Origin of the sequence: Phenylobacterium sp. (genome assembly GCF_035539035.1) — a bacterium.
Taxonomy (GTDB): domain Bacteria; phylum Pseudomonadota; class Alphaproteobacteria; order Caulobacterales; family Caulobacteraceae; genus Phenylobacterium.
Genome location: NZ_DATLJI010000012.1, coordinates 335703 through 353527 on the forward strand (window position 1 = coordinate 335703; position 17825 = coordinate 353527).

General features: G+C 70.4%; 21 protein-coding genes. 14 read left to right on the top strand and 7 right to left on the bottom strand.

Annotated elements, in window-relative coordinates; genetic code table 11:
* Window positions 1–30: 30 nt before the first annotated feature.
* Genes VM685_RS06930 through VM685_RS06940 form a run of 3 tightly spaced genes read left to right on the top strand, consistent with a single transcriptional unit; the run spans window position 31 to window position 1798 of the window.
* Window positions 31–693, top strand: a complete 663-nt coding sequence (locus VM685_RS06930; RefSeq protein WP_325459387.1) for an HAD-IA family hydrolase — start codon at window positions 31–33, stop codon at window positions 691–693.
* Window positions 690–995 (top strand): 4a-hydroxytetrahydrobiopterin dehydratase, encoded by a 306-nt coding sequence (locus VM685_RS06935; protein ID WP_325459388.1) that lies wholly within the window; start codon window positions 690–692, stop codon window positions 993–995. Before VM685_RS06930 ends, VM685_RS06935 begins: the two co-directional genes overlap by 4 nt.
* 26 nt (window positions 996–1021) lie before the next feature.
* Window positions 1022–1798, top strand: coding sequence for an SDR family oxidoreductase (locus VM685_RS06940; RefSeq protein WP_325459389.1), 777 nt, complete (start codon window positions 1022–1024; stop codon window positions 1796–1798).
* Here VM685_RS06940 and VM685_RS06945 read toward each other — a convergent pair whose 3' ends face one another.
* Complete coding sequence (locus VM685_RS06945) at window positions 1799–2203, bottom strand: Tat pathway signal protein (RefSeq protein WP_325459390.1); 405 nt, start codon at window positions 2201–2203, stop codon at window positions 1799–1801.
* Between the two features lie 97 nt (window positions 2204–2300).
* On the opposite strand from VM685_RS06945, the gene pseB reads away from it, so the two are divergent.
* Together pseB and pseC are read left to right on the top strand one after the other, a co-directional pair.
* Window positions 2301–3353, top strand: coding sequence for a UDP-N-acetylglucosamine 4,6-dehydratase (inverting) (pseB, locus tag VM685_RS06950; protein WP_325459391.1), 1053 nt, complete (start codon window positions 2301–2303; stop codon window positions 3351–3353).
* A 1-nt stretch (window position 3354) separates the two neighbouring features.
* On the top strand, window positions 3355–4506 hold the full coding sequence (gene pseC / locus VM685_RS06955; RefSeq protein WP_325459392.1) for a UDP-4-amino-4,6-dideoxy-N-acetyl-beta-L-altrosamine transaminase: 1152 nt from the start codon (window positions 3355–3357) through the stop codon (window positions 4504–4506).
* On the opposite strand, the gene VM685_RS06960 is transcribed toward pseC, so the two are convergent.
* On the bottom strand, window positions 4503–6221 hold the full coding sequence (locus VM685_RS06960; RefSeq protein WP_325459393.1) for a hypothetical protein: 1719 nt from the start codon (window positions 6219–6221) through the stop codon (window positions 4503–4505). The genes pseC and VM685_RS06960 overlap by 4 nt on opposite strands.
* Before the next feature lie 145 nt (window positions 6222–6366).
* Here VM685_RS06960 and VM685_RS06965 point away from each other — a divergent pair, with 145 nt between their 5' ends.
* The 5 genes from VM685_RS06965 to VM685_RS06985 are packed head-to-tail and all read left to right on the top strand — an operon-like array spanning window position 6367 to window position 9826.
* Window positions 6367–7086, top strand: coding sequence for a response regulator transcription factor (locus VM685_RS06965; protein ID WP_325459394.1), 720 nt, complete (start codon window positions 6367–6369; stop codon window positions 7084–7086).
* Window positions 7055–8662, top strand: a complete 1608-nt coding sequence (locus VM685_RS06970; protein WP_325459395.1) for an ATP-binding protein — start codon at window positions 7055–7057, stop codon at window positions 8660–8662. Before VM685_RS06965 ends, VM685_RS06970 begins: the two co-directional genes overlap by 32 nt.
* Window positions 8659–9093: an HPr kinase/phosphorylase gene (locus VM685_RS06975; RefSeq protein WP_325459396.1), complete on the top strand. Its 435-nt coding sequence runs from the start codon at window positions 8659–8661 to the stop codon at window positions 9091–9093. The genes VM685_RS06970 and VM685_RS06975 overlap by 4 nt, the downstream gene beginning before the upstream one ends.
* Before the next feature lie 53 nt (window positions 9094–9146).
* A complete protein-coding gene (locus VM685_RS06980; RefSeq protein ID WP_325459397.1) occupies window positions 9147–9551 on the top strand; it encodes a PTS sugar transporter subunit IIA in 405 nt (134 codons plus the stop codon).
* Window positions 9548–9826: an HPr family phosphocarrier protein gene (locus VM685_RS06985; protein WP_325459398.1), complete on the top strand. Its 279-nt coding sequence runs from the start codon at window positions 9548–9550 to the stop codon at window positions 9824–9826. The genes VM685_RS06980 and VM685_RS06985 overlap by 4 nt, the downstream gene beginning before the upstream one ends.
* A gap of 3 nt (window positions 9827–9829) precedes the next feature.
* Here the strand turns inward: VM685_RS06985 and VM685_RS06990 are convergent, their stop codons facing one another.
* Genes VM685_RS06990 through bioB form a run of 4 tightly spaced genes read right to left on the bottom strand, consistent with a single transcriptional unit; the run spans window position 9830 to window position 12888 of the window.
* On the bottom strand, window positions 9830–10153 hold the full coding sequence (locus VM685_RS06990) for a phosphotyrosine protein phosphatase (RefSeq protein ID WP_325459399.1): 324 nt from the start codon (window positions 10151–10153) through the stop codon (window positions 9830–9832).
* Between the two features lie 4 nt (window positions 10154–10157).
* Entirely contained in the window at window positions 10158–10919 is a 762-nt protein-coding gene (locus VM685_RS06995) for an ABC transporter permease (protein ID WP_325459400.1), read from the bottom strand.
* A complete protein-coding gene (locus VM685_RS07000) occupies window positions 10916–11845 on the bottom strand; it encodes an ABC transporter ATP-binding protein (protein WP_325459401.1) in 930 nt (309 codons plus the stop codon). Before VM685_RS07000 ends, VM685_RS06995 begins: the two co-directional genes overlap by 4 nt.
* A 47-nt stretch (window positions 11846–11892) precedes the next feature.
* Complete coding sequence (bioB, locus tag VM685_RS07005) at window positions 11893–12888, bottom strand: biotin synthase BioB (protein ID WP_325459402.1); 996 nt, start codon at window positions 12886–12888, stop codon at window positions 11893–11895.
* 155 nt (window positions 12889–13043) lie between these two features.
* Here bioB and VM685_RS07010 point away from each other — a divergent pair, with 155 nt between their 5' ends.
* The 4 genes from VM685_RS07010 (at window position 13044) to VM685_RS07025 (ending at window position 17275) form a co-directional block, all read left to right on the top strand.
* Complete coding sequence (locus VM685_RS07010) at window positions 13044–14528, top strand: CHAD domain-containing protein (protein WP_325459403.1); 1485 nt, start codon at window positions 13044–13046, stop codon at window positions 14526–14528.
* A 96-nt stretch (window positions 14529–14624) separates the two neighbouring features.
* Window positions 14625–16016, top strand: a complete 1392-nt coding sequence (ahcY, locus tag VM685_RS07015; RefSeq protein WP_325459404.1) for an adenosylhomocysteinase — start codon at window positions 14625–14627, stop codon at window positions 16014–16016.
* Window positions 16017–16151: 135 nt separating this feature from the next.
* Window positions 16152–16997: a PfkB family carbohydrate kinase gene (locus VM685_RS07020; protein ID WP_325459405.1), complete on the top strand. Its 846-nt coding sequence runs from the start codon at window positions 16152–16154 to the stop codon at window positions 16995–16997.
* A complete protein-coding gene (locus VM685_RS07025) occupies window positions 16997–17275 on the top strand; it encodes an acylphosphatase (protein ID WP_325459406.1) in 279 nt (92 codons plus the stop codon). Before VM685_RS07020 ends, VM685_RS07025 begins: the two co-directional genes overlap by 1 nt.
* A 6-nt stretch (window positions 17276–17281) precedes the next feature.
* On the opposite strand, the gene VM685_RS07030 is transcribed toward VM685_RS07025, so the two are convergent.
* Window positions 17282–17809 (bottom strand): hypothetical protein, encoded by a 528-nt coding sequence (locus tag VM685_RS07030; protein ID WP_325459407.1) that lies wholly within the window; start codon window positions 17807–17809, stop codon window positions 17282–17284.
* Window positions 17810–17825: the final 16 nt, after the last annotated feature.

Here is a 17825-nt window from a genome sequence, read left to right on the forward strand (position 1 = left end):
GCGTCCGCGCCCGGCAACAGGAGCGCGCGGATGGCGGTCGAGGCGGTGATCTGGGATTTCGGCGGGGTGTTCACGACCTCGCCCTTCGAAGCCTTCAACCGCTACGAGGCCGAGGCGGGCCTGCCGAAGGACCTGATCCGGCGGGTGAACGCCACCAATCCCGACCACAACGCCTGGGCCCTGTTCGAGCGCAACGAGATCGACGCGGCGCGCTTCGACGCCCTGTTCCTCGAGGAATCCACCGCGCTCGGCCACCCGGTGCGCGGCGCCGACGTCCTGCCGCTGCTGTCGGGCCGGCTGCGGCCGCGGATGGTGGCGGCGCTGAAGGCCTGCAAGGCGGCCGGCTACAAGGTGGGCTGCATCACCAACAACGTCGTGTCCGAGCACAGCCCGGGCCAGGACGAGGGGCAGAAGATGGCCGGCGCCATGGCCCAGGTGATGCCGCTGTTCGACGCCATCATCGAGAGCTCCAAGGCGGGCGTCCGCAAGCCCGACCCGCGCATCTACCTGATGATGTGCGACCTGCTCGCCGTGCAGCCGGACCAATGCGTCTACCTCGACGACCTGGGGATCAACTGCAAGCCGGCCGCGGGCCTGGGCATGAAGGCGATCAAGGTGGTGGACGTCGACCAGACGCTGGCCGAGCTCTCCGCCGCCACGGGCCTCGACTTCGCGCCCGAGGAGGTCGCATGAGCCGGCCCGCGAAGATCGGCGCCACCGAGGCGCTGAAGAACCTGCCGGACTGGTGGTCGCCCGAGGGCGAGCGCGACGCCATCTGCCGGACCTTCCGCTTCCGCGACTTCAACGCCGCCTTCGGCTTCATGAGCCGCGTGGCGATGATGGCCGAGAAGCTCGACCACCATCCGGAGTGGTTCAACGTCTACAACCGCGTGGAGGTGACGCTGGCCACCCACGACGCCGACGGCGTCACCGAGCTCGACGTGACGCTTGCCCGGTTCATGGACGAGGCGGCGCGCGCCACCGGCGCGGACTGAACGAGAACAACCAGGGGAGAACGGACATGGCGGGACGCGTCGCGGGCAAGAAGGCCTTCATCTCGGGCGGGGCGCAGGGGCTGGGCGCGGCAATGGCCCGCCGGCTGGCGGAGGAGGGGGCCAAGGTCTCCCTGGGCGACATCAACCTGCCGGGCGCGGAGGCCGTGGCCGCGGAGATCAACGCCGCACACGGGGCGGGGACCGCCTTCGCCTTCCCGCTGGACGTCACCAAGGAGGACCAGTGGATCTTCGCCCTCGAGGAGGCCGACGCGGCCATGGGCGGGATCTCGGTGCTGGTGAACAACGCCGGCATCAGCCGCGGCGGCAACATCGAGGAGCTCAGCTTCGAGGACTGGAAGCTGGTGATGGGCGTCAACACCGACTCGGTGTTCCTCGGGACCAAGCACGCGCTCAAGTACATGCGCCAGAATCAGCCCGGCTCGATCGTCAACATCAGCTCGATCGCGGGCCTGATCGCGGCCCACAACACGCCGGTCTACAACGCCTCGAAGGCGGCGGTCTGGCTGCTCTCCAAGGGCATCGCCCTGCACTGCGCCAAGCAGGGGCTCGACATCCGTTCGAACTCCATCCACCCGACCTTCATCGACACCCCGATCCTCGACCCGCTGCGCCAGCGGTTCGGCAAGGAGGAGGCGGAGGCCAAGCTGGCCCGCCAGGTGCCGCTCGGCCGGATCGGCCAGCCCGCCGACATCGCCAATGCGGTGCTCTACCTGGCCTCGGACGAGAGCCGGTTCATGACCGGCGCCGAGCTGAAGCTCGATGGCGGCATCAGCGCGATGTGATCAGTTGACGAGGATGGCGCCCAGCAGGAGCTTCGCGCCCGGCTTGCCGACGATGGCGTCGGTCTGGCGCTGCAGGTTCTGGGCGAGGAAGTCGGCGTTGGGCGCCGTCGCCGGCGGCAGGCCCGCGGCGTAGGTCTGGACGGTCTGGTAGTAGGCGGCCCGGAGCCTCGGCAGGCTCTGCTCCACCCGGCCCCGCAGCGCGGCGTCCGGCACGTCGAGCCCGCATTCCACGGTCAGCACGCCCCGGCGCCCGCCGCCCTTGTTGGTGGTCGCCGCCAGCGTCTGGATGACGATGTAGGAGGCCCCGCCGGCGCGCTTCTTCTCGCCCTCTGGGGCGCTGGAGGCCATTGCGGTCGCGGGCGCCGCGGCGGCGAGGACCAGGCCAAGGAAGCTGCGGCGTCTCATGGCCGCAGACCCTGCCCGATTATGGTTAGCGCTCTCTTTACGCCCGGGGCGGAAGCTGGGGCGGATCTGGAGATTCGCTGCCTGTGGAGCCCCGCATTTGGGCCGATTTGCGCCGACCACCCTCGACCTCGACGGCAAGGTCATCCTCGTCACCGGCGCCACCGGCTCCTTCGGCCGCCGCTTCGTCGAGACCGTGCTGACGCGGGGCCGCCCCCGCAAGCTGATCGTCTATTCTCGCGACGAGCTGAAGCAGAGCGAGATGCAGATCGACCTGGCCGATCGCTTCCCGCCCGAGAAGCTCGCCTGCATGCGCTTCTTCCTGGGCGACGTGCGCGACCGCGAGCGCCTGACGCTGGCCCTGCGCGGGGTGGACATCGTCATCCACGCCGCGGCCCTGAAGCAGGTGCCCGCCGCCGAGTACAATCCCTCCGAATGCATCCACACCAATGTGCTGGGCGCGGAGAACGTGGTCTGGGCCTGCCTGACCAACCGGGTGAAGCAGGTGGTGGCGCTGTCCACCGACAAGGCCTGCAACCCGATCAACCTCTACGGCGCCACCAAGCTCGCCTCCGACAAGACCTTCGTGGCGGCCAACAACCTGTCGGGCGACATCGGCACGCGGTTCTCGGTGGTGCGCTACGGCAACGTGGTGGGCTCCCGCGGCTCGGTGGCCCCGCTGTTCGAGCGGCTGATCGCCAGGGGCGCGACCGAGCTGCCGATCACCGACCCGCGGATGACCCGCTTCCTGATCACCCTCGATGAGGGCGTGGAGTTCGTGCTCTCGTCGCTTTCCATGATGCGCGGCGGCGAGATCTTCGTGCCCAAGATCCCGTCCATGAAGGTGGTCGACATGGCCGCCGCCATGGCCCCGGGCCTGGCCACCCGGGTGATCGGCATCCGCCCCGGCGAGAAGCTGCACGAGATGATGATCTCGGCCGACGACGCGCGCTCCACCGTCGACCTCGGCGACCGCTACGCCATCGAACCGGCCTTCGTGGACTACACCCGCGAGCCGCTGCAGGGCGGCCGGCTGGCGGAGGGCTTCTCCTACGCCTCCGACACCAACGACGAGTGGCTGGGCGGCGAAGCCCTGCTGGCGATGCTTGGGGCCGCCGCGCCCGTCGCCCGCCGCCGCCGGGCGACCGACTGACATGGTCCTGCCCTACGGCCGCCAGACGATCGAGGACGACGACATCGCCGCGGTGGTCGAGGCGCTGAAGGGCGACTTCCTGACCACCGGCCCGACGGTCGACGCCTTCGAGGCCGCCTTCGCCCAGGCCGTGGGCGCGGCGCACGCCGTGGCCTGCGCCAACGGCACGGCGGCCCTGCACCTGGCCATGCTGGCGCTTCGCCTCCAGCCCGGGGAGCGGGTGGTGGCGCCGGCCATCACCTTCCTGGCGACCGCCAACTGCGCCCGCTACGTGGGGGCCGAGGTGGTGTTCGCCGACGTCGATCCCGACAGCGGCCTGATGACGCCCGCGACGCTGCAGGACGCCCTCGCCCGCGCCGACGGGCCGGTGCGCGCCGTCCTCCCGGTGCACCTGCGCGGCGACGCCTGCGACCTGCCGGCGCTGGAGGCCCTCGCCCGCGAGGCGGGCGCCGTCCTGGTGGAGGACGCGCCGCACGCGCTCGGAACCACGGCGACCTTCGGCAATGTGGCGGAGACCATCGGCGACGTCCGCCACTCGGCCATGGCCACCTTCTCCTTCCACCCGGTGAAGACCATCGCCACCGGCGAAGGGGGCATGGTCGTCACCAACGACCCGGCGCTGGCCGCCCGCCTGAAGACGCTGCGCAGTCACGGCATGGTGCGGCCCGAGGGCTCGGACCCGTGGTGGTACGAGATGCCGGAGCCGGGCTTCAACTACCGCCTGCCCGACATCCTCTGCGCGCTCGGCCTCTCGCAGCTCGGCAAGCTGGACCGCTTCGTGGCGCGCCGGCGCGCCCTGGCCGCGGCCTATCTGCAGGCTCTGCAGCCGCTCGCGCCGCTGGTGCGCCCTGCGGTGTCGCCGGCCTGGAGCGACCCGGCGCTGCATCTGATGACGGTGCTGATCGACTTCGAGGCGGCCGGGCGCTGCCGGCGCGAGGTGGTGGACGCGCTCAGGGCCCGCGGCGTCGGCAGCCAGGTCCACTACATCCCGGTGCACCGCCAGCCCTACTACCGCGAGCGGTACGGGCCGCTGGACCTGCCGGGCGCGGAGGCCTGGTACGCGCGCTGCCTCTCCCTGCCGCTCTATCCGGGCATGGCCGATGCGGACGTGGACCTGGTCGTGCGGTCGCTTGCGGAAGCGCTCGGCGTCTAGGCGGCGAGCTGGGCCTTTTCCACGAGGTCGCGGACGGCGGCCATCTGGTCCGGCGCCTGGGCGAGCTCCGAGCGCAGGCCGTCGTCGCGGACCAGGCGCATGGCCTCGCTGCGGGCGCGGTCGGCGGCGGGGCCGAGCGGCGCGGTCTCGCCGCTGGCCAGGCGCAGCAGGAACGTCAGCTTCTGCACCGCCGGCGCGGTCGCCTTGGTGAGCGCCGCGATCAGCCGGGCCTCGGCCTCCACCTTGCCGCCGACGATGCCCAGGTGCTCCTGCACGGGGCCGGCGTCCTCGGGGGCGAGGCCGCAGCGGCCCACGGAGCGTTGCAGCGCGGCGAGCGCCGCCAGCCGCACCGGCGGGGTCTCGATGGAGGCCAGGGTCTCCTTCTCGAGCCGGTTGTTGGTGACCAGCGCCTTCAGCCAGCGGGCGGCATGGCGCTTGTTCTGCGGGCCGATCACGTTCTCGGTCAGCCAGACGAGCGCCTCGGCCTCCTCGCGGGCGGTCTTGCCCTGCCCGAGGTAGCTTTCCACGAAATCGCCGGTGACCAGCATCTTGGAGCGCACGGAAAAGGCGGCCTGCACGTCTTCCAGCGGCAGGAGCTTGCCGGCCGCCGCGGTCAGCGACATGGCCAGCGCCCGCAGCACGTCGATCTCCAGGGCCGCGTCGCCCGGCACCAGGCGGCGCGGGCCATTCAGCTCGGTGAGGATGCGCTTGCCGAGCGCGGTGCGGACCTCGACGAAGTCCTCGCCGCCCAGCCAGCGGCCGAGCCGCTTGGCCTCGGTGGAGAGCTCCGGCATCACCTTGGCGACCGACTTCTCGACCTTGATCAGCATGTCCACCGAGTCGGCGGCGGCCAGGCGGGTGAGGGCGGCCAGGGAGGCGCCCAGGTGCGGCGTCTTGCCGACGATGCCCTCCAGGCCCGCCCGCGATTCCAGGATCTCGGCGATCGGCTGCTGCAGGACCGTGATGGCCAGCCGCCGGGCCGGGCCCGCGGCCGGCGGCGCGGCGGCGGCGAAGTCCATCAGCCGCGACAGCTTCTCGGTCCAGTCGCGGCCGCCGGCGATGCCCATGGCGACGCCGCAGCCCAGCAGGTAGGGGCCGTCCGGATCGCCGGCCAGCCGCTCGGCGGCGACGGCGAAGGTCTCCTTGGAGAGGTCCGGGAGGGCCCCGCGGCGCCAGTCCTTCATCAGCCGGTCGACCGTGCGGTCGATCAGGCCGTGGAAGGTGCGCATCATCTCGTGGACGTTGCCGCCCCGGGCCTGGGCCTCGGGCACGGCGATCTTCTGCACGGCGTGCTGCAGCTCGTTGCCGGAGGCCTCCAGGTGCTCGACGAGGTCGGGCCGGTGCAGGAGTTCGAACGGCGTCGCCGACTTGCGCGCCAGCCAGCCCTCCAGAAGCCGGCCGATGCGGTCACGGGCGTGCAGGCTGTAGAGATCCTGCGGCGTCACGCAGAGCGGCTCGAGGTTCTCGGGCGGAGCGCGGCGCTTGGTCAGCGGCTCGGGCATGCCGAGGTTGAGGATCGAGACCGTCTGGAATTCGCCGGTTTCGGGGTCCTGCGTCTCCTTCGTAACCTTGACCGCGTGGACGCCGCCGTCCTTGAAGGTGTCCTCCGCGTTCGAGATCGCGAGCGCACGGTTTTCCGTCGCCAGTTCCAGCGTCCAGCTTGCGCCGGGCTTGCGCCGGACGAAGACCTCGAAATGTACGCGTGCGCCGCCCATCTATGACTCAACCCCCGGGATGGCGCTTAACGTGAGGGAACAACCTTAAGGGCGCGTTGCCGGGAACGGCATTCTCGCCGCCCCATTGAGGCCACGGTGCGCGGCGACTAGCTTCACCACTTCGCGAAGGAGACCACGAGCTCAAATGGCCAAGATCACCCTGGTGGACGACGACGAAAACATCGTGACGTCGGTCAGCCTGGCGCTGGAAAGCCACGGCCACACCGTGAAGGCCTATTTCGACGGCGCCGCCGGCCTGGCCGCGCTGGAGAACGATCCGCCGGATCTCGCCATCCTCGACGTGAAGATGCCTCGCATGGACGGCATGGAGGTGCTGCGCCGCCTCCGCCGGACCTCGGACCTGCCGGTGATCATCCTCACCTCCAAGGACGAGGAGATCGACGAGATCCTGGGCTTCAACCTCGGCGCCGACGACTACATGCACAAGCCGTTCAGCCAGCGCCTGCTGATCGAGCGGGTGAAGGCGGTGCTGCGCCGCGCGGGGATCGACGGCGAGGACACCGGCGTGGCCGGCCCCGCGCCCACCGCCGAAGGCGGCGCCCGGGCCATCAAGCGGGGCAAGCTGACGCTCGACCCGGCGCGCCACGACTGCCTGTGGGACGGCAAGCCGGTGAAGCTCACCGTCACCGAGTTCCTGCTGCTGCAGTCGCTCGCCCAGCGGCCCGGCTTCGTGAAGAGCCGCGACAACCTGATGGACGCCGCCTACGACGATCAGGTCTATGTCGACGACCGCACGATCGACAGCCACATCAAGCGCATGCGCAAGAAGTTCCGCGACGTGGACCCCGAGTTCGACGCGATCGAAACCCTCTATGGCGTCGGCTACCGATACCGCGAGAGCTGAGCGGCCCAAACGCCGCTCCAGCCTCTCGTGGCTGCCGGGCACCCGCCTCGGCCGGCTGATCATCGCACTGAACGTGCTGGGCCTGGCGATCCTCGTCTCCGGGGCCCTGGTGCTGAACGAGCTTCGCCGCGGCCTCGTGGAGGCGCGGATCGACAGCCTGACGACCCAGGGCGAGCTGATGGCCTCGATCATCGAGCAGGCCGCCACGGTGGGCGAGCCGGCGCCCGCGATGGACGCCGCCTACGCCAACGACATCGTGCTGCAGCTCCTGGCCAATCCGAAGGGCCAGCGCGCCCGGCTGTTCGACGCCCAGGGCAATGTGGTCGCCGACAGCGACTGGGTGCTCGACCGGGTGGAGATGAAGATCCTGCCGCCGGCCCGCAGCCGCGGCGAGGACAAGGGCGGCCTGCGACTGGACCTGCAGATGCCCCGGCAGGAGCAGCCGACGCCGGAGTCCGCCCGCCGGGCGCTGGACGCCGAGCTGCGGCGGGCCTTGCGGGGCGAGCACGTGTCCGGGCTGCGCCGCACCGGCGGCGGCGACCGCGTGGTCTCGGTCTCGATCCCGATCCAGCACGTCCAGGCGGTGCTGGGGGTCCTGACGCTGGAGGCCCGCGACGTGGACGAGATCATCGCCCGCGAGCGCATGGCGCTGATCCCGTTCATCCTGATCGCCGTGGCGGTGACGCTGATCTCGTCGCTGCTGCTCAACCGCCTCATCGCCCAGCCGGTCCGCCGGCTGGCGCGGGCCGCCGACCGGGTGCGCCAGGCGCGCGCCCGGGCCATCTCGCTGCCGGACCTCGCCGACCGGGACGACGAGCTGGGCGACCTCACCCGCAGCCTGGAGGACATGACCCACGCCCTCTCGGAGCGGATGGACGCCATCGAGAGCTTCGCCGCCGACGTGGCCCACGAAATCCGCAACCCGCTGACCTCCCTGCGCTCGGCCGTGGAGACCCTGGAGCTGGTCAAGGACCCCGCCGCCCGCGACCGGCTGCTGGGCATCCTGAAGAACGATGTCCAGCGTCTGGACCGGCTGGTCACCGACATCTCCAACGCCTCGCGGCTCGACGCCGAGCTCTCGCGCGACCAGCCGAAGCTGGTGGACCTGGAGCGGCTGATCTTCGACGTCGTGGCGCTCTACGACGCCACCCTGAAGCCCGGCGACGTCCGCGTCCGCTTCCAGTCGGCCGGCGGCATGGAGCCGGTGACGGTCATGGGCCGCGAGGGGCCGCTCGGGCAGATCTTCCGCAACCTCATCGACAACGCCCGCTCCTTCTCGCCGCCGGGCGACGAGGTGACGGTCTCGCTCTACCGGCTGAAGGACGAAGTGCTGGCCACCGTCTCCGACAACGGGCCCGGCATCCCGCCGGAGAACCTGGAGACCGTCTTCGAGCGGTTCTACACCTCCAGGCCCAAGGGGGCGGCCTTCGGCGGCAACTCCGGCCTCGGCCTCTCGATCGCGCGCCAGATCGCCGAGGCGCACGGCGGGACGCTGCGCGCCGAGAACCGCCTGGGGGCCGGCGACAAGGTGATCGGCGCCCTCTTCAGCCTCACCCTGCCGGGCGCCGGCTCGTGATCGTCCACGCCGGCCTGATCGCCACCCGCCGCGACGGCGCCTGGCGGGGCGTGCTCGTCGAGGGCCCGTCCGGCGCGGGCAAGAGCGACCTGATGCTGCGGGCGATGCAGGCGGGTTTCCGGCTGGTGGCCGACGACCGGGTGCTGCTCTGGATCTCGGGCGGGCGGCTGTTCGGCCGCGCGCCCGACACCCTCGCCGGGCTCATGGAGGTGCGCGGCGTCGGCGTGGTCCGCCTCGATCCCCTGCCGCTCGCCGAGGTCGCCCTCGTGGTCCGGCCGGGAACGCCCGAGCGCGTGCCGGACCCGGCCCTTGCCGACATCCTCGGGTTGCAGGTCCCGCTGGCGGTTCTCGGGCTAGGCGAATCCTCGGCGCCTGCGAAACTGAGTCACGCGCTCGCCGCCTTTGACGCCGTCGCCAAGAGGCGTATTTAGCACGGCTCGCGGACCGCCGCGGCCGGGTGGGGATACCCCTTGAGAGAGTTTCTATGATCGGGCTCGTGATCGTCACGCACGGGCGGCTGGCGGAAGAGTTCATCTTCGCCATGGAGCATGTGGTGGGGCCGCAGACGGCGGTCGAGGCCATCTGCATCGGGCCGGAAGACGACATGGAGCGCCGGCGTCAGGACATCCTGGAGGCCTGCGGACGCGTCGATTCCGGCGGCGGCGTGATCCTGCTCACCGACATGTTCGGCGGCACCCCGTCGAACCTCGCCATCTCGGTGATGGAGCAGACCAAGGCCGAGGTGATCGCCGGCCTGAACCTGCCCATGCTGATCAAGCTCGCCAGCGTGCGCACCCGCCAGAGCCTGGAGGACGCGGTCGCCTGCGCCCAGGAGGCGGGCCGCAAGTACATCTCCGTCGCGTCCTACGTGCTCGCCGGGGAAAAGTGAGCGAAGCCGCCTCCCGCACGGTCGAGATCTGCAACAAGCGGGGGCTGCACGCCCGCGCCTCGGCCAAGTTCGTCAAGACCGCGGCCGCCTTCGACGCCGAGGTGCGGGTGACCAAGGACGGCCAGACCGTCGACGCCCGCTCGATCATGGGCCTGATGATGCTGGCCGCCGGCCCGGGCAGCGAGATCGCCATCGAGGCCGAGGGCGCCGAGGCCGAGCAGGCCCTGCAGGCGCTGTGCGCCCTCGTCGAGTGCCGCTTCGACGAAGGCGAGTAGCCCCTAGGACAGGAACCGCGGCACGCGAGCCTCCAGGAGGCGGACGAGTTCGGGGTCCATGAACTCGTAGTCGTCCGGAATGCCTAGGACGATCACGCGGGCCTTCCGGAGAGATTCCCGAAACTGCCTGGTGAGCTTGTTTCGGTGCGCCTGCTCCATCACGAAGATGATGTCGGCCCACTCGACTAGCTCCGCCGTCAGCGGGTTTCCGCACGTCCGGTCGAGCCCAGCTGACAGCACCTCGATATCGGCCAGGGTTGAGAACACCTGCTCGGCAGTCGGGCTTCGCAGCCGGTTCTGGCTGCAGACGAACAGAACGTTTTTCAACGCCCTACGTCTTCAGCCGCCAGCCGGTGCGGAAGATCCAGGCCACCGCCGCCAGGCAGAGCACCAGGAAGCCCAGCGTGGCCATGAGGCTGACGCCCACGCCCACGTCCGAGACGCCGTAGAAGGCCCAGCGGAAGCCGCTCACCAGATAGACCACCGGGTTGAACAGGGCGACCGTGCGCCAGAACTCCGGCAGCATGTCGATGGAATAGAAGCTGCCGCCCAGGAAGGTGAGCGGCGTCACCACCATCATCGGGATGATCGACAGCTTCTCCCAGCCGTCGGCCCAGATGCCGGTCAGGAACCCGAACAGGCTGAAGGTCACGCTGGTCAGCACCAGGAAGGCCAGCATCACCAGCGGATGGGCGATGGAATAGTCCACGAACACCCGGGCGGTGAGCATGATCACCAGGCCCAGCACCACCGACTTGGTGGCCGCCGCGCCGACGTAGCCCAGGACGATCTCCACCACCGAGATCGGCGCGGAGAGCACCTCGTAGATCGTGCCCGCGAACTTCGGCATGTAGATCCCGAAGGAGCCGTTGGAGATGCTCTCGGTCAGGATCGACAGCATGATCAGGCCCGGGATGATGAAGGCGCCGTAGCTGACGCCGTCGATCTCCGGCATCCGGCGGCCGATCGCGGCCCCGAAGACGATGAAGTAGAGGCTGGTGGTGATCACCGGGGCGGCGACGCTCTGCACGATGGTGCGGAACCAGCGGTGCATCTCGAAGAGATAGATGGCCCGGACGGCGTGCAGGTTCATTGGCGGCCTCCGCGCACCAGGCTGACGAAGATCTCCTCCAGAGAGCTCTGGCTGGTCTGCAGGTCCTTGAAGTCGACGCCCCGCTTCGACAGCTCCCGGAGCAGCTCGGCGATGCCGGTGTGGTCGGCCTGGGTGTCGAAGGTGTAGATCAGCTCCTGCCCCTCGTTGGCGAGCTCCAGGTGATAGGCGCCCAGGCCCTCGGGCAGGGCGGCCAGCGGCTCCTGCAGCTGCAGGGTGAGCTGCTTGCGGCCCAGCTTCTGCATCAGGGCCCGCTTCTCCTCCACGAGGATCAGCTCGCCCTTGGAGATCACGCCGATCCGGTCGGCCATCTCCTCGGCTTCCTCGATGTAGTGGGTGGTCAGGATGATGGTGACGCCGCTCTCGCGGAGCCCCCGCACCATCTCCCACATGTCGCGGCGCAGCTCGACGTCGACGCCGGCGGTGGGCTCGTCGAGGAACAGGATCTGCGGCTCGTGGGAGAGCGCCTTGGCGATCATCACCCGGCGCTTCATGCCCCCGGACAGCGCCATGATCTTGGCGTCCTTCTTGTCCCAGAGGCTGAGGTCCTTCAGCACCTTCTCCAGGTAGGCCGGGTCCGGCCGTTTGCCGAACAGGCCGCGGGAGAAGTTGACCGTCGCCCACACCGTCTCGAAGGCGTCGGTGGAGAGCTCCTGCGGGACCAGGCCGATCTTCGAGCGCGCGGCGCGGTAGTCGCGGACCACGTCGTGGCCGTCGGCCAGCACCTTGCCGCCCGTCGGATTGACGATGCCGCAGGTGATCCCGATCAGGGTGGTCTTGCCCGCGCCGTTGGGACCCAGGAGGGCGAAGATCTCGCCCTTCCGGATCTCCAGGTCGACGTTCTTCAGGGCCTGGAACCCGCCGGCATAGGTCTTCGACAGGCCTTCGATGCGAATGATCGGCTGCACGCGTCCCCCTCTGAAGCCCCCGAGATAGGGTCCCTAGGACGGTTAAGCTAGGCCGGCTCCGACACCTTCGGCGACATCGGCCGCATCTTCAGGTCGGCCAGCAGGGCGGCGTCGGAATCCTTGTCCGGATTGGCGGTGGTCAGCAGGCGGCCGCCCACGAAGATCGAGTTGGCGCCGGCCAGGAAGCACAGCGCCTGCAGCTCCTTCGTCATGTGCTCGCGCCCGGCGGCGATGCGCACCATGGACTTCGGGCAGACCAGGCGGGCGACGGCGATCATCCGCACGAACTCCAGCGGGTCCACCGCCTCGGAGCCGGCCAGCGGCGTGCCGGGGATCGGCATCAGGTCGTTGACCGGCAGGCTGTCGGGATGGGCCGGCAGGATGGCCAGCTGGTGCAGCAGGCCCGCGCGGTCGCGCCGCGTCTCGCCCATGCCGACGATCCCGCCGCAGCAGGTGGCCATGCCGGCGTCGCGCACGGCGGCGAGCGTGTCGAGCCGGTCCTGGTAGGTGCGGGTGGTGACCACCTGGTCGTAGTAGTCGGGGCCGGTGTCGAGGTTGTGGTTGTAGTAGTCGAGGCCGGCGGTCTTCAGGGCCTTGGCCTGCTCCGGCGTTAGCATGCCGAGCGTCGCGCAGGTCTCCAGGCCGAGCGCCTTCACCCCGCTGATCATCGCGGCGACCTTCGGCAGGTCGCGGTCCTTCAGGTCGCGCCAGGCCGCGCCCATGCAGAAGCGCTGGGCGCCGCCATCCCTCGCCTCGCGGGCGGCGTCGATCACCGTCTGCGCGTCCATCAGCTTGGAGGCGGCAAGGCCGGTCTTGAAGTGCTGAGACTGGGCGCAGTAGCCGCAGTTCTCCGGGCACCCGCCGGTCTTCACGGAGAGCAGCTGGCTGATCTGCAACTCGGTGGGGTCGAACCAGCGCCGGTGGACCTCCGCGGCGCGGAACACCAGCTCCGTGAACGGCAGGTCGAATAGAGCCTCCACCTCGTCCAGCGTCCAGTCGTGGCGGGGCTGCGCGGGGTCGGCGGGACGGAAGGGGGCGTTCATCGCGGGGCGGCTCCTCGGATCTTGGGGGGCCCGGCGCTTAGAGCGCGGCGTCGCGCGCGGGGCAAGCCGATCAAATTTCATCCAATGTTGATCCCGCGCATGTTCGCCGCCGCCGAAAGTGCTAGGCGCGCTGGGGGACAACGGAGAGCGCGCCGATGAGCGGGTCTCACGAGATCGAGCTGAAGTTCCTGTGTGCGCCCGAGGACCTCGGCTCCGTGCTGGCCGCGGCGCCGGCCGGCGATGACGACACCCGCGAGCTGATCAGCGTCTATTTCGACACCCCCGACCTGGCGCTGCAGAAGGCCGGCGTCTCTCTGCGTGTCCGCGAGAGCAAGGGCCGCAAGGTGCAGACCCTGAAGCGCGGTGACGGCCTCGCCCGGGAGGAGCACGAGGAGCCGGTCGAGGGCGACCGTCCGACCCCGGACCTAGGTCCCTTGCGCGAGCTGCTGCCGGACGGCGGCGCCGATGCGCTGAAGCCGGCGTTCAACGTCCACGTCACCCGTCGCCAGCGGCTGGTGCGCTACCACGAGGCCGAGATCGAGCTGGCGCTCGACCAGGGGGAGGTGCGCGGCGGGCAGCGCGCCTCGCCGATCAGCGAGGTGGAGCTGGAGCTGAAGTCGGGCCGGCCGGAGGCGCTGTTCGAGCTGGCCCGGGAGCTGGGCGAGGCCGCCCCCCTCTACCTCTCCTTCGACGGCAAGGCCTCCCGCGGCCAGGCCCTGGTGGCCGGCGCCCCGTTGCAGGCGCGGCGCAAGGAGCGGGTGGAGCTGGCGTCCGACGCCTCCACCGCCGCGGCCTTCCAGGCCGTGGCCCGCAATGCGCTGGGCCAGATCGCCGCCAACGCCGTGGTCCTGCGCGAGAGCCCCGATCCCGAGGCCGTCCACCAGCTGCGGGTGGCCGTCCGGCGGCTGAGGAGCGCGCTCTCCACCTTCGCGCCGGTGGTCCGCGACGACACCTCGGACTCGATCCGGGCCGAGCTGCGCTGGCTGGCGCACGCCTGCAACGACGCCCGCGACCTCGACGTCTTCGCCCAGCGGATGGGCGACACGGCGCGCGGCATGGATCCGCCGCCGGCCGGTCTGCCCGCCCTCCAGGAGGCCGTCCAGGCCGCCCGCGGCCGGGCCTCCGCCGCCGCCGCCGAGGCCGTGGCCTCGGCCCGGTTCCGCACCCTGATGATCGACGTCACAGCCTGGCTGGAGACCGGCGCCTGGCTGTCCGACCCGGCGCGCGCGGCGCTGCGCGGGACCCCGGCCCGCACCTTCGCCGACGAGGCGCTGGAAGCGCGGCGCCGCAAGCTGCTGAAGCGCGGCCGGGACCTGAAGCACGCGGACGACACCGCCCGCCACGACACGCGGCTCGAGGCCAAGAAGCTCCGCTATACCGGCGAGGCCTTCGCCAGCCTCTATCCGGACAAGGCCACGGGGCGGTTCCTGCGGGCGCTGAAGGACCTGCAGGAGGAGCTGGGCGCGCTGAACGACCTCGCCGTCGCCGAGCCGCTCGTGGCCCGCCTCACCCTCGCGCAGGACGCCGCGGTGGCGGCCGGCGAGCTGATCGGGGTGCAGGCCTGCGAGAAGCCCCGCCGCATCGAGGCGGCGGACCGGGCGCTCAGGCGCCTCGCCAAGGTCGACCGCTTCTGGCGGTAGGGATATAAAGAAATCTTTATATGATGGTTGCGGCTGGCGGCGTCCGCCGGTATAGAGCGGCAAACCCGAAATCCCGCATCAGGACTTGAAGACCCCATGACCGACTACGTCGTGAAGGACATCTCGCTGGCCGAATGGGGCCGCAAGGAACTCGACATCGCCGAAACCGAGATGCCCGGCCTGATGGCCGTGCGCGCCGAGTTCGGCAAGGACCAGCCGCTGAAGGGCGCCCGCATCGCGGGCTCCCTGCACATGACGATCCAGACCGGCGTCCTGATCGAGACCCTGCAGGCCCTGGGCGCGGAGGTCCGCTGGGCCTCGTGCAATATCTTCTCCACCCAGGACCACGCCGCCGCGGCCATCGCCGTGAAGGGCACGCCGGTGTTCGCCATCAAGGGCGAGACCCTGATCGAGTACTGGGAGTACGCCCACAAGATCTTCGAGTGGCACGACGGCGGCTACCCGAACCTGATCCTCGACGACGGCGGCGACGCCACCCTGCTGTGCGTGCTCGGCCCCAAGGCCGAGAAGGACCCGAGCGTCCTGAACAACCCGCAGAACGAGGAGGAGGAAGCCCTCTTCACCGTCATGAAGCGGTACCTGAAGGAGAAGCCCGGCTTCTATTCGGCCATCCGCGACGCCTGCAAGGGCGTCTCCGAAGAGACCACCACGGGCGTGCACCGCCTCTACCAGATGGCCGAGCGCGGCGAGCTGCCGTTCCCGGCGATCAACGTCAACGACAGCGTCACCAAGTCGAAGTTCGACAACCTCTACGGCTGCCGCGAGAGCCTGGTGGACGCCATCCGCCGCGGCACCGACGTGATGCTGGCGGGCAAGGTGGCGGTGGTCCTGGGCTACGGCGACGTGGGCAAGGGCTCGGCGGCCTCGCTGCGCAACGGCGGCGCCCGCGTGATCGTCACCGAGATCGACCCGATCTGCGCCCTGCAGGCGGCCATGGAGGGCTATGAGGTCCAGACCATGGACGACGTGGCCGACAAGGCCGACATCTTCGTCACCGCCACCGGCAACAAGGACGTGCTCACCGTCGACCACATGCGGCGGATGAAGAACAACGCCATCGTCTGCAACATCGGCCACTTCGATTCCGAGATCCAGATCGCCGGCCTGCGGAACTTCAAGTGGGACAAGATCAAGGACCAGGTCCACCACGTGGAGTTCCCGGACGGCAAGAAGATCATCGTGCTGTCGGAAGGCCGCCTGGTGAACCTCGGCAACGCCACCGGCCACCCGTCCTTCGTCATGTCGGCGTCCTTCACCAACCAGACGCTCGCCCAGATCGAGCTGTGGCAGAACGGCGCGAAGTACGAGACCAAGGTCTACACCCTGCCCAAGCACCTCGACGAGAAGGTGGCCATGCTCCACCTCGAGAAGCTCGGCGCCAAGCTGACCACCCTCTCCAAGGAACAGGCCGACTACATCGGCGTGACCCCGCAGGGCCCGTTCAAGCCGGACCACTACCGGTACTAGGTTTCCATCTCTCCAGGTGGACCAGGGCCTCGCGGCGAAAGCTGCGGGGCCCTTCTTCGTCCTGGGCGAGCGGCGGCGCTCCCGCCGCGGGTGAGAAGGGTGGTTGCTCCCGGGAACCTCCGCTAAACCTCCGCCATGCCGCTGGCGCTGATCATGTCGTCCTTCGTGGCCGCCTCGCGGATCGGCGGGGCGGCGCAGCAGTACGTGCTGGCGGGCCACAGGATCGATCCGGTGCTGGCGCCCACCGTCATGTTCGGCCGCAGCCCGGCGAAAGGCGCGACCGGCGAGGTGACCTCGCCCGAGGTGTTCCGCCGGATGCTCGGCGACATCGAGGCCGACGCCCTGTTCGGCCTCGTGGACCTCGTCATCACCGGCCACTTCTCCCTGCCCGAGCAGGTGGAGATCGCCGCCGGGGTGCTGGAGCGCGTGCGCGCCGCCACCCGCGGCAAGGCCTACGCCGGCCGGCCGACGGTGGTGGTCGACCCGATCATGGGCGACGAGCCCAAGGGCCTCTATGTGACGCCGGCGGTCGCCGAGGCGGTGGCCAGGCGCCTCGTGCCGCTGGCCGACTGGATCACGCCGAACGTCTGGGAGCTGTCGCACCTCGTGGGTCGGCATGTGGCCGACGCCGCCGACGCCGCGGCCGCCGTGCGCGAGCTGGGGGCCCGCGCGCTGGTGACCTCGGTCCCGGCGGGGCCCGACCGCATCGGCCTGCTGCTGGTCGACGGCGAGGCCGCCACGCTCTTCACCCACGGCCGGCTCGAGCGCGCCCCCAACGGCACCGGCGACCTCGTGGCCGCCAGCTTCGGGGCGGGGCTGGTGCAGGGCCTGAGCCCCCTGGACGCCGCCGAGCGCGCGTCCCGGGCGGCGGCGGAGACCGTCAAGGCCGGCGACGCCTGGAATTCGCCGGAGCTGCCGATCGTGGCCCTCGGCGACCGGCTCGTGCGCCCGACCGCCGAGGTGCGTATAGAGACCCTCTGATGCGTCGCGCCGAAAGCTTCCGGATCGAGGGCCGCGTGCAGGGCGTGGGCTACCGCTGGTGGGCGGTGACGGCCGCGCGTGAGATCGGCCTGGCCGGCTGGGTGCGCAACCGCGCCGACGGCTCGGTGGAGCTCCTGGCGATCGGCGATCCCGAGGCGCTCGACGAACTGGCCGCCGCCTGCGCCAAGGGCCCGCCCAGCGCCCGGGTCAGCGCCGTGACCCGGTCCGCGGCGCAGGACGACGGCAGCGCCGGCTTCGGCGAACGGCCCACCGCGTAGACAGCCCTAGGGAATGTTGGGGCAACCCATAGCCACCATCTCGTTCCGGGTCTTCTTCATGGCCGCGATCTCCTCGCCGCCCGACACCCAGGTGGACGGGGCCCAGGACACCTCAGCCGCCCTCTTGAAGCCGTCATAGGCCTGCCTCAAGCCAACGCAGGCCTCCGCCTTGGCCGCAGCGTCGGCGACCGCCTGGGGGCAGTAGTTGTACGCCATGGACGAGAAGCCCAGCAGGCTGGTGGCCATCCGGATGTTGCCCAGCGCCAGCAAGGACGCCTCGGAAAGGTGCAGGCAGGCCATCGTCATCGCCTGGGCGGGGTCCCTGCAGTTGTTCGCGTCCAGCTTGGCGCCGATCCCGTTCTGCACCCCGATTGTCTGATCCAGCGCGGCGAGGCCGCTGTTCATGTTCTGCCGCCAGACGGCTTGGCATTGCTGGACGGTCTGCGGCTGCGCCTGGGCGGCCTGAGAGGTCGCGGTCGCGAGCGCGACCGCCGCAACGGCCAGGGCCGTTGCGCGGTATTGGTGTCTGTTCATGGTGGTTCCCCCGCTT

Bases quoted from the DNA above. Each gene is read 5' to 3' on its own strand.
- VM685_RS06930 (WP_325459387.1), top strand. From the start codon at position 31: ATGGCGGTCGAGGCGGTGATCTGGGATTTCGGCGGGGTGTTCACGACC.
- VM685_RS06935 (WP_325459388.1), top strand. From the start codon at position 690: ATGAGCCGGCCCGCGAAGATCGGCGCCACCGAGGCGCTGAAGAACCTG.
- VM685_RS06940 (WP_325459389.1), top strand. From the start codon at position 1,022: ATGGCGGGACGCGTCGCGGGCAAGAAGGCCTTCATCTCGGGCGGGGCG.
- VM685_RS06945 (WP_325459390.1), bottom strand. From the start codon at position 2,203: ATGAGACGCCGCAGCTTCCTTGGCCTGGTCCTCGCCGCCGCGGCGCCC.
- pseC (WP_325459392.1), top strand. From the start codon at position 3,355: ATGGTCCTGCCCTACGGCCGCCAGACGATCGAGGACGACGACATCGCC.
- VM685_RS06960 (WP_325459393.1), bottom strand. From the start codon at position 6,221: ATGGGCGGCGCACGCGTACATTTCGAGGTCTTCGTCCGGCGCAAGCCC.
- VM685_RS06965 (WP_325459394.1), top strand. From the start codon at position 6,367: ATGGCCAAGATCACCCTGGTGGACGACGACGAAAACATCGTGACGTCG.
- VM685_RS06970 (WP_325459395.1), top strand. From the start codon at position 7,055: ATGGCGTCGGCTACCGATACCGCGAGAGCTGAGCGGCCCAAACGCCGC.
- VM685_RS06980 (WP_325459397.1), top strand. From the start codon at position 9,147: ATGATCGGGCTCGTGATCGTCACGCACGGGCGGCTGGCGGAAGAGTTC.
- VM685_RS06995 (WP_325459400.1), bottom strand. From the start codon at position 10,919: ATGAACCTGCACGCCGTCCGGGCCATCTATCTCTTCGAGATGCACCGC.
- bioB (WP_325459402.1), bottom strand. From the start codon at position 12,888: ATGAACGCCCCCTTCCGTCCCGCCGACCCCGCGCAGCCCCGCCACGAC.
- VM685_RS07010 (WP_325459403.1), top strand. From the start codon at position 13,044: ATGAGCGGGTCTCACGAGATCGAGCTGAAGTTCCTGTGTGCGCCCGAG.
- ahcY (WP_325459404.1), top strand. From the start codon at position 14,625: ATGACCGACTACGTCGTGAAGGACATCTCGCTGGCCGAATGGGGCCGC.
- VM685_RS07020 (WP_325459405.1), top strand. From the start codon at position 16,152: ATGCCGCTGGCGCTGATCATGTCGTCCTTCGTGGCCGCCTCGCGGATC.
- VM685_RS07025 (WP_325459406.1), top strand. From the start codon at position 16,997: ATGCGTCGCGCCGAAAGCTTCCGGATCGAGGGCCGCGTGCAGGGCGTG.
- VM685_RS07030 (WP_325459407.1), bottom strand. From the start codon at position 17,809: ATGAACAGACACCAATACCGCGCAACGGCCCTGGCCGTTGCGGCGGTC.